Raw genomic sequence first — 12,540 nt, forward strand, 5'->3', positions numbered from 1 at the left:
CGAATTACTGGTTTGTTGGTATTTTTGTTTCGCCTGAAGAGTCCCATATATAAATTGTTTTTGTGGTGAAAACAAAAATATTGGATTCTTCGGGCTTTTAAAAATTAAGACTTTCGGATGACAGTGAAAGCAGGTTAAAGTTTCGCTTCTAAAATTTTAAGGTTTTGAAGAAGGTTCAGAAAAAATCAGGCCTGTAGGCATATGCCTTTAGCAATGCATTCAGGCTCTTCCAGTTACGTCCCTAAAAAGAGTTACTCCTGAATAAACCGGTTTAACATACGGTTGAGAAATATTTCCAGATTTGTAAATTTGCTTCCATGCGGTTTATGGTGCAATTCCTGTGGCAGACATTCCTGAATATGGATTCTTTTATGTGAAAGCTCTGTATTTATATCCAGCTCATCATCCGTTTGAATAATCCGTCCTGAAACATTCTTAATATTTCCAATAATCAAACTATCAATAGCATCCCTGTTTTGAGGTTTAGCTCCTGAGCTTTCCGAGAGAACACCCAATAAGTTAACAGCGGGAGTCATGTCAGAAACTGAAGGATTAAAAGGTCTTTTGGTTACCGGCCTGAAATTTTCAGTTTTATCAAAAAGCTGTTCCCCCCAATAATCCAAAACCCTTCCTTCATGAAGAGTCAGGTTGCCTTGCCAGAAAACCGCCAAAGTATCAGGGGCATTGGCATGAATTGACAACAAATAACGGTTCATATTATCCGGACCAGTTATGTAAAGATTATTTTCCAGCAGCATATGTAAAGGTCTGTTCCTGCCGGCTCTTGTGCCCAAATATACTGCATGGGAAGCCGAATTATAGATCAGGTTATTAATCACCTCTACATTGGTGGATCCTCCACTGACATTAGGGTTTCTGTCATGATTAAAAGCAAAAATATTATTGATTAAACTTACTTTTTCTGCGCCAGAAACCAACATCCCGCAGGAATGGCCCAGCTTATGAAGTCCATAACCAATAATGGAATTACTAATGGTAATACCCGGACCTACTTTCAGCAGCCCCAGGTTTTCATCCAGCCCGAAAGCAAAGGAACATCTGTCAAAAACGACATTGAATACATTAGAGTCCCGGCCTCCAAAACTCACACAATCACTTTGACGAGGGTAATCAGCACCTAACCTGAACCTCAAATCCTGTATCAGCACATCATGTGTTCTGACAATAAAAGGAGCCCCAACAACTGAAATACCTTTTCCAGGTGCCGACTGACCGGCAAGAAACAAATAAGGATCATTCACGATTAGGGCCATATTGGAATGAATGGTGCCCGATACATTAAAAAGCACAATTCGCGGAAATTCCTGACTAAGGGCATCTCTTAAAGAACCGGGCCCGGAATCATTCAGGTTATCCACATAAAGAATTTCAGGAAGACTGTCTCCTGCATAGGCTCCCCTGGATTCGGTGCCAAACCCTGCAGAACCCGGAAAAATATTTTGACCGGAAACTTTAAATGTCACGAGAAGAATCCATCCAAATATCAATATTCTAGTCATTCTTTGCATTTTTCTTCCTGAAATAATCCGTCAACATTTCCTTTTTTTCCTTATAGGTCATTCCTTTGGAATTAAACCGGAACTTGCTCATCAACATTAATCTTTTTTGCATGTCAGTAGACATTACCACTTTGGCCGGGTTGCCAAAGACGACTGAATTGGGAGGTATTTTTCCTTTTACAATAGACCCGGCAGCCACAATTGAATTATCTCCGATTTCAGTATTGGGGAGCAATATCACATTAAACCCCAGGCAAACATTATCCCCTACTTTAATCGAACCAAAAATATCCAGATCAGGATGTTCTTTCCGAAAGACCCAAACAGCTCCGTCATGAGTCAAAAAACGAACATTATTTGAGACCACCACATGGTTTCCAACCTCAACAAGATATGGCTCGGTGCCCCAATCTGCCTTAAAAAGCCTGCAATGCTCACCAATTTTAACACCAATTTTGCGCAGCATCCAGGCCCTGGCCTTACTAACAGGAATCCAACGAACCAGCCTTAAGACAACTTTAACTAAGTACCTCATTATTTATCGTTTGGATAAAAAAAAACACTTAAGCAGGCATTTGTTTTAATCTGCAGATATTACTGAACCAGTTTTGACTCTTTTGATTTTACAAATGCCCCTGTTAAGCTCATCCACATTTCAGACTAAGAAGTGTCTTTCCTTAAATTACCATTTGCGTCGTTGCGCTTGCCGCCCAAATACTCATCCCGAAGCATCGGGACTCCGTTTTTGGCGGCTTCGCTCCCGAAGAATCGGGATGCAACTGGCACTTTCTGACCAGACACGTTATAACAAATACACTATCCCGACTTATTAGACGGGCACCAAGCAAAACCACACTCCTGCATTAAAGCCTAAAAAAGCAAGGGAGTGTGTGACAATCTTATCTTCCTGTAACATTCCCCGTATCCCCATTGCTTTCCAGCACATCCACTATTCTTTGACAGAACAATGGATAAACAGTTCTTGAAAAAGAATGAGAGGGATGCGGGTCCTTCTCGCCGGAAGCATTTTTAGGAAGTAGATAATTCCCCCCCTCTGTTTCTAAAACTCGAAAGTCCCAAACAAAAATATTATCACCAGGTTTATCCCACTCATTAACAACCCAGTTTGAAAAATCTGTAGCTGCCTGAGCGGCTTCAGGATTGGTAATAGCTTTGGTTAATGCCGGGGGCGTCCACAAAATGAACTTAGTGTCCGGATACTTAAGGAGCTCTTCTTGCAAGGCCTGGTATTGCATTTTATAATTCTCAACCATTTTTCTGTCTGAGTCAATGTCCGGCTCTCCGTCAAAAACAATTTTACTAGCCGGAAAGCAGTGTTTGAATATGATCACATCATACTCCGGGGCTAAAGTCTTAAGGGTTGGCTCCTCCATGTAATAATCCCGGTCACCGTTTTTCACCCAAATATTATAGTAATCATAGGGATAGTTTTTCCATCCATATGGAGATTTTTTAGGAAATTCCTTATCCTGAATCAAATAAGATGTTCCATTCTTTTTATTGTAACGGCGAAACCATTTCTCAACACCCCCTTTTAAGCCAAGTTTGCCTTTTACTTTGGTAACAAAACTATTTCCCCCCTGCCATATGTTTTTACCTGTACTATGATGGAGAAATAAAATCTTCTTTGTTTGTTGGTTATTCATATCATCTGATTTAGAATTTTGACAACCAGTAGTTAAAATCATAATAAAAACTATACTGAAAAAAATCGCTAATTGATTCCTCATGGCACAATGTTTTAATTGGTACTTACATCAGGGAAAATAAAGCAGACATTACTGAATGTCCAGTTTTTTTTGACCAATCCATCTACTGAGGCGATAAAAAAACTTAACATATAAGATTAGCCATACCGAACAAAAGTTTTCCACTTTCAGACAATTGCCTGATTTTTTGACGAAAAGACCCCTTTTTTAGACTAATTACATTAACATTTTTTAACCTACCAGCACCAACACCAATAAAGACGGACTTCTTTAAAAGAAATATTTCCGGAATAACTTCAATAATTTATTGACGAAATAACATTTTGAAAAGATCAACGTAATCATGGTCAAAACAAGCAAAAAAGATTACAAACATTTTTTTACTAAAGGCCATGAAGAAATTTTTTTTGAACAGGACACTTTTGTCCATTGGGTTAGTTGGGTTTTTATTTGTTGGATGTGAGCTGGAGAACATTTCCCCGGTAACTGATCCAAAGGTGGACAGAGACCAGGAAGATATTGTAGCCGAGCAACCAACTGAAGAAGAAACGCAAACCCCGGAAGACACCTCTGATACTTCTAATGAATTTAAAGTTCCTGCATTTAATGAAACAAAAGCATTTCCTTCCGCTGAAGGTTATGGACGATTTACAAAAGGCGGACGCGGAGGAAGAACTGTATATGTTACCTCACTGGAAGACAATTCGAATCCGGGCACTTTAAGATATGCCCTTGAAGTGGTATCGGAACCAAGAACAGTTTTATTTAAGGTATCGGGTATCATAGAACTAAATTCTGTCATAAAAATTAAGGATCCTTATGTAACCATAGCGGGTCAAACAGCACCGGGTTCGGGTATCACCATCAAAAATGCTGCTATTCAGGTTGAGACTCATGACATAATCATAAGAAACATCAGATTAAGACCTGGAGATTCTTCAACTGGTGAAGCCCCATCTGACAGGGATGCATTTCGACTTTATAAAAACCGTAACTGTCACAACATCATGCTTGATCAGGTTTCCTTCACCTGGGGAATTGATGAAAACGTTGACTTCTCTACCGGATCGAACAATGTTACAATCCAGAAGTGTATCATTGCAGAAGGACTTTCAAACAGTCTGCACGAAGAAGGCGAGCACTCCAAGGGAATATTGATGCTGAATGACCTTGACAATATTTCTATAGTAAACAATCTGTTTGCTCACAACATGAATCGCAATCCTCTAATGTCAAGCAACAGCCGCAATATCCATGTTGTTAACAACCTTATTTACAACTGGGGACATATGGCTCCCGGATATGGGACGCATTGCCAGATATTCAAAGACGAGATTCCAATCAATGATGCAGTCATTTTCAGAAACGTATACAGAAAAGGTGAAACTTCTCATGATGTACCGCTTTACAGAACAGGTAACTTCTACCTGGTTGACGGATCTTCCTTCTTCATTGATGAAAACTACATGGACGAAAACGGAACCTTGCACGATCTTAAAGATGTAAGTCCCTCTTATAACAAGTACACCGACTTCTATACATTTATCATGGAGTCAGCGCCAAGCGGATGGAGTTCAGGCTATTCTGAAATCCACCAGGCAGATAATGTGGTTGACTACGTGCTTTCCAATGCAGGAGCCAGAAAACCAATCCTGGATGCCGTTGATGAGCGTATTATTGAAGAGTCAAGAAACTTTACCGGTAACTTTGTAGATTCCCCAAGCGACAGAGGTGGTTACCCGGAGCAATATCAAGGGACTGTACCAACTGATTCTGATGAGGATGGTATTCCTGACAAATGGGAAAACGCAAAAGGACTTGATCCGGAAGTAAGTGGCGATGCACAAGAGAACACACTGTCTCCATATTACACTAACCTGGAAATGTACCTCAACGAGCTTGCCGGAGATTACACATTGTAAACCATTCAATTTGCAATAGACCGTTAGATTTTTAGATTTGAGATGTAAGATAAATCGTATAACACTGAAAAACGGCGCATTACCCCAAATCAAAGCATCCCTGAAAACAACTAATTACAAGTACATTGTAAAAATTTAACAGAGTATCGAATATAAGGAATAGCTTTTTTATAGACAAAATTGAGATTACTTATTTCCCCTGGAACGCATCATTATTGCGGTTCAGGGGTTTTTTATGCTCTATCAGCCAATTGTAAATATCAGCATACCTCTGCGCCAAAGTTTCCCAGTCATAATCCTTCCTCAAACGCTCATACCCCCTTCTGGCAACCGCCTCTGCTATCTCCCTGTTCTCCAAGGCATAATTGATCTTTTTGGCCAAATCATCTGGTTCTCCCGTTTTAAAGAAAAAGACTTCTCCTTCGTCAAATACCTGTTCATTTTCAGGAATATCACTACAAATAACTGGAACCTGCGCAGAGACAGCTTCCAAAAGCATATTAGACATACCCTCATGAAAACTTGGAAAAACGAACATTCTGGAATTACGCAAATACGCCATCAGAAGATCTTTATTTTTAATAATATCGATAAATCTTACATTTAATGATTCGGCCAGTTGTTCCAACTTTTCAGAATATCCGGGAGAATGGTCACGGTTACCAATAATCAGCACCCGGCCCTGATAATTGAGTTGATTAAGGGATTGTAACATTACATGTGCCCCTTTAGATGATATCACCCGCCCTGAAGCAAATAATATGTAATCCTTTTCCTTAATATCATAAGGTTTTGGATTATTTTTAAATACAATCCCGTTCGGGATAAAGAATATCTTACGCCTGGTGCGATTTTGAAATAAACCCACAATTGGTTTGCTTACAGAAGTTACCACATCAGCGGGCATTTTAAAGAACAGCCATTCCATAAAAACGAAATACTGCCTGACAACGGAGTTCCACTTTGCAGCTAACTGAGGTCTGGCTCTATGTCCCGATACAACCCGGTATCTTAAGCGGAGCAAAGGCACAATAAACGCCGCATCTACGTGATAAACATGAATGACATCAAAACCTCCTTTAAACAAACAATAAAAAGTAGAAAGCAGGTAATAGTAAATCGTATTAAGCGACTTTATAAAAAACTTCTTAAAAACCACTTGCTCTATTTCGTCATAAACACCGGTTTTACGACTTGTATGTGTCGTGGTGTTGAAAACCACAAAATGGAAATCATCTCTAAGGAAAGCCATCATATTTTCTCCTGCACGGGCAGATCCTCCGTAGGCAGGAAATCCTTTAAGGCCAATAACTCCTATTTTAGGTTTTCTATCTAATTGTTTATTCCTCATGATCTAAAATTTGCAGGTATTGATTCAGAAAATTTTGGGTCGAGAACTTCTCTTTTAAATGTTGATAACCTCTAATGCCCATATTCATGCGCAATGACTTATCATTGATAAGATTCTCAAGGGCATCGGCAAGGGAAGCAACATCTCCAATTCCGGTTAGGAACCCATTCCTTCCTTCTTTAACAAGAAACCGGTTATCCCCTACATTTGTTGCAACTACAGGTAGTCCGGCATTTAGTGCCTCCATAATTGAGTTTGAAAGACCTTCTTTTAGTGAAGTACTTAAATAAATATTGGATTGTAAAAACAGTTCAGGAAGATTATCAGGTGAAATTTTCACTTCTGTCCTATCATTCAGGCCTAACTCCCCAATCCAATTTCGAATTTCCTCCTCCTGCTGACCGTATCCGGCAATAACATATTTAAATTCTGCTCCACGTTCCTTTAATACCTGCAAGGCCTTCAATGCAGTATAATGGTCTTTTTGGGGAAGAAACCGGGCTGCAGTAAAAATAAGGGTTTTCCCATTCTCTTCCTGTGAAGCAGTAACACGTTGAATATCTATCCCGTTGTGAATAACCGTAATCTTCTCCGGGTCAAATCCTCGTTTTGAAAGCACATCAGCCCCTGCCTGATTATTAAAAATGGTTTTATGAGAGACATGATTGTGAAGGAATCTCTGAAGGAAGAACTTGGTTTTCGCGATCTCACAATTCCTTATTCCTCCATAAATTCTCTTAACACCGGAAAGCCTTCCAATAATTCCTCCCACAAAATTATTGATCAATAAGAAGTTGAAAATATGAGTTACCTTTTCCTTCCTTATAATTCTCCAAAACTGAATCATGCGTGAAAGGACAGAACCTTTCAGAAATCTCACCGACAGGTTATTCTCATCAATAAACCGGGCATAACTGGGAGCCACAACCTTTTGCGTCCACACCACCAGAAAAACCTTGTGTTTTTTTTGTAATTCGCGAGACAATAAAAGACTTTGCTTTTCGGCTCCTCCAACACTTAATTGCCTTATAAAAACGAGTACAACCATATTTAAAATTCACTTTTACTTGTCCAACTCATGATATTATTAGTCATCACACGTAACAGTCTCCTATGATGTGATCGCCATAAAGAGCAACGGTGTGAAAAGAAGACATAGGCTTGTTAACAGGAAACCTGAACTCACCCAATACTCTTTCTTCATATCTTTCTTCTGAAAGCTCCAGAACTTCGCAAAACTGAAGCCCCCCTCCATATTTATTATGACAATTCTGAGCCGGACGAATCAACCTTCCTTCATAAAAAAACAGAGCTCCGCCTCCTCTGGCATGCCTTACATCTGAAACAACAGGATTGCAGGGATGCACCTGCCAGTCATCTTTTAAAATATCATCGCAATAAAACAAATAAAGATCCTGATAAGATGATCCATAGTCGGCTACTTTCCGGACTGAAAAAATCCACCACTTCCCTTTGAAAAAAAACGGGGTTGTATCAACCCATTTAGAACCCGAAAAAACTGTTTTGAAATGTGTCCATTCAAAAGGAAAAGCCTCTGCTTTATAAATAGAAAGATCATTGGCAGCGCTATTCTCCGGTATCATGTACCATTGTTCATCTACATTTAAAACAAAAGGATAGGATAAATGTGTTTCTTTCTCCATCACAGTTTTGGAAGGTCCCTGGGGTGACAGACTTTTCCTGTTCAACTCCAAAACAGAAAGCTGTCCCTTCCCTTGCACGATTTCTTCGAAAAACAAAAAGAGTCCTTCACCACTGTCTGCAATAAATGGATCAGCCCATCCCTCTCCTGAGAACAAAGGAATCAGAGTTTCATCAACGGAGGTAAACCTTTCAAGTGATTTTCGACTCATTTTCACCAGTTGCCAGTTAGCCTTCAATACTTTTCTTTTAATTTTTTGAAGAAACTGCCAAAATGGATAGCGAATGTATTCCCGTATTGGAAAATGGACAAAGTCGTTATTAGACCAAACCGGATAACCATGCGGTTTGTCATAAATCAGAAAGTCTAAAATCTTCTCAAGGTTAAAACGCAGGAAACCAAGATTCCGGGAGAGTTTAAAATCACGTGTCTGAAAGAATATACTGAATCTTTGTTGAGTTTTGCTATTTGAAAAAACCAATGGATGTCCTAACCAAAAAAAAGTATGAAAGAAATTAAACCAACCTCTTAAACCTGAAGCCGCTAAATCACTTCCCTTCTCTAAAATCCAGACATTGGCATTTGATGATCCGGCACAAAAATTCTGACAATCACCAAAACAAAGCAAAGGCTCATCCTGATCTAATTCTTGAGGCGAAAGGCAATTTTCAAGTTTTTTGGATGCCCAAAAGCGGATAATATTTTTAGGTAACCACTTTTCCCAAATAGCCCCCCCTTTCCCGGAAGTTCTTAGGCAAGCAAATGAAATTTCCACCTCATTAGCTTTGCCATAACACTCCAATACCTCTGCAAACCAGCGGGCCACAAAATTACTTTCTAAAACTATAGTTACTTTTTGTCTCATCATTTAAGCACCTCAGAATAAACCGATTCGAATGCTGATACCATCTGGTCAATGGAATAATTATTATTCACAAACTCCTTTCCCGCTGTCCCCATTTTCATCGACAATTCAGAATTCTCCAACAGGTCATCAATTTTTTCATGCATAGAATGATAATCATTTGAAGGTACCAGAAAACCATTAACCCCCTCTTCAATTACCTCATTCACACCATATACATCTGTGGCAACAACAGGTTTCCCCAAAAGCATATATTCCAGAAGACTGTTTGAAGTGCCCTCTCCGAAAGAAGCAAGCACCCCGACATCAAAAAGAGATACCACTTCTTCAACATTTCTGATTTTACCTGTGAAAATAAAATGATTATTCAACCCTGAAGGTATCAGTTTTTGTATTTCCTCTTTATCGGGACCATCGCCGACAATAAAAAACGTGACATCGTTTCTTTCTGAAAGTAATTCCAGAGCCGCTTTGACATACATTGGAAAATTCTTTCGCCAGTCAATAGTGGCTACCATCCCTACTACTTTCTGACGCACATTCAATCCATAGAATTTCCGGATTTCATCTTTGTCTTTTAAGTCCACCAACCGGTCAAGATTAATTCCGTTCCGAATCAATCTCTTTTTATCGTCAGGTACTTTGTATACATCTAATCCTATTTGGGAATTGGCAATAATGACATCCGAAAATGGGAAAGTCCATTTTGTGCGAAACCATTCCCGTGACAAAAATTTAAGTCTGGAATTGGCGATCATGCCGTTGACAAAAGGTTTTCGGGATGTAAGTACGTAAGGTAAAGATACCATTGAGGGCAAACCACCCCATGAATGAACAATATCGGGATTAAATCCCCGGGCAATCCTCAGAAAAGAAAAGAAAACCCGTGGATCCAGGCGAAAGCCCCGCTTCAAATAATGAACTTTAACTCCCTTTAATTCTGAAGCTTCCTCATAATGCATATTGTCCTTCAATACCAAAACAAGAATCGAGTACTCTCTTTTGGCAGACAAGATCCGCAACAACTCAATCATTCGTCGCTGTTTGCCACCATCCCTCAAACTTTCTATGATCATCAATAACTTCATGTATCCAAAACCAGATTTTACAAAGTGAATAAAAGAAACTGTTAAAGAGTTCAGCTAATTCGACCGGACAACCAGTCAAATATTAAAGACGCCCTCTTTTTCCAGGTGTAATAATTGATAAATTCCTGATAAGCTTTGTCAGCCATATTCTCTCTCTTATCTTTATCCTGCTTCAGATCTTTTACGGCTCTCACCCAGGCTGACGAATCGCCCGATGGAACCATCATGGCCGTTTCTTCACTTAATACTTCTTTTAGAACAGGCATGTCGCTCACGATAATTGGCTTTCGGGCCGACATGTATTCAAAAATTTTCAAAGGTGACATGTAAGAACTCGTGGAAAAAGCCTGCTTAGCAGATACAAAAACATCGGGCTGATAAGGAGCCAACAAAACATCACACGCGTTTCGAAACTGATGCACCTCGGAAGGTGAAACAAATCCGTAAAACATCAGATTCTGCGGAATATGACCATTATGATTCACCTGATTCTTTTCACCTCCAAAAATATGAAAACCTGTTTCCGGCATCCTTTCAGCCATTTCAATAATTACATCCACTCCTCTACCTGCGAATACACTGCCAAAATAACCTGCATTAAAAGCATAACCTCCTGTCAACTCACCCAAATAATTAAGTGACTTTTCATCTGCTCCATCATGGGCAACAAAGATGTTTTTTTCGGCAATACCTTTTTCTACATACATCTTTTTCAAAGCCTCAGAGATTACAACCAAGCCAAGGAAAGAAGATTTCTGAATGAGTTTTTTAAAAAAGTATTGGGCATAACCCTTTTTCTTTTGGAATAAAAAGGTGTGTGCTTCGAAAGCAGTTTTGCCCGCCACTAAAGACATAAAATAGGCAGACACAACAGATCTTGTATATGCAATGGAAGGCTTGAATCGTAAAACCTGAAAAAATGCAGTTATAGCCAGCCAAAACGCTGCGATTCTTCCGGTTCCGGGAGCATTCACCAATTTGACATCCATGTCTCCATCGATCCCATAATAATCCAACAAAGAAGATTTGTTTTTAAAGGTGGGTGACCGAAACGCTAACAAACGAACCTGAATACCCTGATTCGCGAATGCCTTACACATTCTCATAACATGGATACTACTGGCTTTTTGACCAGGTAAATGCACTTCAGCTGCATATAGTAATTTGGGTTGCTTCATATCACAATGTTTTACCGGCTTTCAAATGAATTTCTAAAGAAAAAAGTCCCTGAATAAGTTGAGTATGATCCATCACTCTTCTTTGATGTTCCTCCCATATTTTTAAGGGACTAAAATCATCCAGAATTTGACGTCTCTGCAGATCAACCAATTGCCCTTTTACCATGGTTTTCAGCTCAGGATCATCTATGAACCGGTTTGAAAGATCAAAATAGTTTATGTTGGGATCTTTTTTCAACCCCATTTTATGTCTTAATTTCAGCCACTTTTTTCTCATTTTTGGCTTCCACTCCGCCACCCCAAGAGGATATCCCATCATACCCTTTACCGGCAAATCAAACAAAGATGGTTTCCACCACATTAGAAACTCATAGAAAAATTTTTGATTCCTTTTTTGCTCGGCGGTTAAGCCCAAAAAGAATTTAATCAACGCGGGATCATTAAACGGAGCTCTGTGTTCAAACCCATTAAGCATAACATGAGGAGCCACATATTTGTCCTGGCGGTTCATCATATCCAAAGGCTCTTCAAAAGTCAGAAAGCCATGATCCGGAGAGGCATATCTTAAGCATTCACTGGCATATTGTCTTGAATCACTTAAATAAAAATTGTCATCCCCTTTTAAAAATTGATTTTTCACGAAAAACCGCTCCCTTGCCTCATCCAAAGATTTGGTCAGCTCCCCTCCAATATGGCTCCCGGCAATAACATCGCCCAAAAAACCAGACCAATGAACCGCTTCCTTAAACTCACGTTCGACAAAACCTAGCGGGGCATGAAAGAACATATGAGTTTGATGATCCATTCTTTTTGAAACTTCAATCAACTCGTTTACCGAAAACCGGTATTTATTCAGATCAATCCTTATATTTTCGACCCCTATCTCACGTGCAACCTGTCCTCCAATTTCATAGTCATAGGAACCAGGTGATCCATAGGTATAGGTCATGATATTAGAAGCCTCGGTAAATTGAAGCAGCCCACCCAGAATAGCTCTGCTATCGCATCCTCCGCTCAGGGGAACGACACAAATCTGACCTGGAGCAAACCCCTGGTCAAAAGCTTTTAGAAGCTTCTGCCTTACAGTCATAAAAAGTTCTGTCTGAGATACACCTTTCTGGTCGAGAGGCTCTATCTTATCCGGAAAATTAATGGTTTGTTTCGGATAATCGATAAAATACCCCATCTCCAGGAAGGAAGATATTTTAGGATTTTGTATCATA

10 protein-coding genes are annotated in these 12,540 nt (G+C 39.5%); 1 reads left to right on the top strand and 9 read right to left on the bottom strand.

Translation table 11 applies throughout. The features are described 5' to 3' along the window. Positions 1–251 precede the first annotated feature (251 nt). The 3 genes from DDZ16_RS12010 to DDZ16_RS12020 all read right to left on the bottom strand — a co-directional run bounded on the left by DDZ16_RS12010 (position 252) and on the right by DDZ16_RS12020 (position 3,187). Positions 252–1,520 carry a pectate lyase gene (locus DDZ16_RS12010; RefSeq protein WP_109264725.1) on the bottom strand — a complete coding sequence of 423 codons (1,269 nt, stop codon included), beginning with the start codon at positions 1,518–1,520 and terminating at the stop codon, positions 252–254. Beyond that, complete coding sequence (locus tag DDZ16_RS12015; protein WP_109264726.1) at positions 1,513–2,055, bottom strand: acyltransferase; 543 nt, start codon at positions 2,053–2,055, stop codon at positions 1,513–1,515. The genes DDZ16_RS12010 and DDZ16_RS12015 overlap by 8 nt, the downstream gene beginning before the upstream one ends. A 364-nt stretch (positions 2,056–2,419) precedes the next feature. Beyond that, a complete protein-coding gene (locus DDZ16_RS12020) occupies positions 2,420–3,187 on the bottom strand; it encodes a hypothetical protein (protein ID WP_232526644.1) in 768 nt (255 codons plus the stop codon). A 455-nt stretch (positions 3,188–3,642) separates the two neighbouring features. Here DDZ16_RS12020 and DDZ16_RS12025 point away from each other — a divergent pair, with 455 nt between their 5' ends. Then, complete coding sequence (locus DDZ16_RS12025) at positions 3,643–5,172, top strand: pectate lyase family protein (RefSeq protein ID WP_109264728.1); 1,530 nt, start codon at positions 3,643–3,645, stop codon at positions 5,170–5,172. A 190-nt stretch (positions 5,173–5,362) separates the two neighbouring features. On the opposite strand, the gene DDZ16_RS12030 is transcribed toward DDZ16_RS12025, so the two are convergent. The 6 genes from DDZ16_RS12030 to DDZ16_RS12055 are packed head-to-tail and all read right to left on the bottom strand — an operon-like array spanning position 5,363 to position 12,539. After that, positions 5,363–6,523 carry a glycosyltransferase family 4 protein gene (locus tag DDZ16_RS12030; RefSeq protein WP_109264729.1) on the bottom strand — a complete coding sequence of 387 codons (1,161 nt, stop codon included), beginning with the start codon at positions 6,521–6,523 and terminating at the stop codon, positions 5,363–5,365. After that, positions 6,513–7,571 carry a glycosyltransferase gene (locus tag DDZ16_RS12035; RefSeq protein ID WP_109264730.1) on the bottom strand — a complete coding sequence of 353 codons (1,059 nt, stop codon included), beginning with the start codon at positions 7,569–7,571 and terminating at the stop codon, positions 6,513–6,515. The genes DDZ16_RS12030 and DDZ16_RS12035 overlap by 11 nt, the downstream gene beginning before the upstream one ends. A 46-nt stretch (positions 7,572–7,617) precedes the next feature. Next, the gene (locus DDZ16_RS12040) at positions 7,618–9,051 is read right to left on the bottom strand and encodes a glucosamine inositolphosphorylceramide transferase family protein (protein ID WP_109264731.1); all 1,434 of its coding nucleotides are present in this window, start codon (positions 9,049–9,051) and stop codon (positions 7,618–7,620) included. After that, positions 9,051–10,139, bottom strand: coding sequence for a glycosyltransferase (locus tag DDZ16_RS12045; protein ID WP_109264732.1), 1,089 nt, complete (start codon positions 10,137–10,139; stop codon positions 9,051–9,053). Before DDZ16_RS12045 ends, DDZ16_RS12040 begins: the two co-directional genes overlap by 1 nt. Before the next feature lie 50 nt (positions 10,140–10,189). Beyond that, positions 10,190–11,317 (bottom strand): glycosyltransferase, encoded by a 1,128-nt coding sequence (locus tag DDZ16_RS12050; RefSeq protein WP_109264733.1) that lies wholly within the window; start codon positions 11,315–11,317, stop codon positions 10,190–10,192. Between the two features lies 1 nt (position 11,318). Next, on the bottom strand, positions 11,319–12,539 hold the full coding sequence (locus DDZ16_RS12055; RefSeq protein ID WP_109264734.1) for an asparagine synthase-related protein: 1,221 nt from the start codon (positions 12,537–12,539) through the stop codon (positions 11,319–11,321). Position 12,540: the final 1 nt, after the last annotated feature.

It is taken from the genome of Marinilabilia rubra, from assembly GCF_003121985.1.
GTDB classification, from domain to species: domain Bacteria; phylum Bacteroidota; class Bacteroidia; order Bacteroidales; family Marinilabiliaceae; genus Marinilabilia; species Marinilabilia rubra.

Coding starts and splice junctions, on each gene's coding strand:
- DDZ16_RS12035 (WP_109264730.1), bottom strand. CDS start 7,571: ATGGTTGTACTCGTTTTTATAAGGCAATTAAGTGTTGGAGGAGCCGAA.
- DDZ16_RS12020 (WP_232526644.1), bottom strand. CDS start 3,187: ATGAATAACCAACAAACAAAGAAGATTTTATTTCTCCATCATAGTACA.
- DDZ16_RS12040 (WP_109264731.1), bottom strand. CDS start 9,051: ATGAGACAAAAAGTAACTATAGTTTTAGAAAGTAATTTTGTGGCCCGC.
- DDZ16_RS12045 (WP_109264732.1), bottom strand. CDS start 10,139: ATGAAGTTATTGATGATCATAGAAAGTTTGAGGGATGGTGGCAAACAG.
- DDZ16_RS12055 (WP_109264734.1), bottom strand. CDS start 12,539: ATGATACAAAATCCTAAAATATCTTCCTTCCTGGAGATGGGGTATTTT.
- DDZ16_RS12015 (WP_109264726.1), bottom strand. CDS start 2,055: ATGAGGTACTTAGTTAAAGTTGTCTTAAGGCTGGTTCGTTGGATTCCT.
- DDZ16_RS12030 (WP_109264729.1), bottom strand. CDS start 6,523: ATGAGGAATAAACAATTAGATAGAAAACCTAAAATAGGAGTTATTGGC.
- DDZ16_RS12010 (WP_109264725.1), bottom strand. CDS start 1,520: ATGACTAGAATATTGATATTTGGATGGATTCTTCTCGTGACATTTAAA.
- DDZ16_RS12050 (WP_109264733.1), bottom strand. CDS start 11,317: ATGAAGCAACCCAAATTACTATATGCAGCTGAAGTGCATTTACCTGGT.
- DDZ16_RS12025 (WP_109264728.1), top strand. CDS start 3,643: ATGAAGAAATTTTTTTTGAACAGGACACTTTTGTCCATTGGGTTAGTT.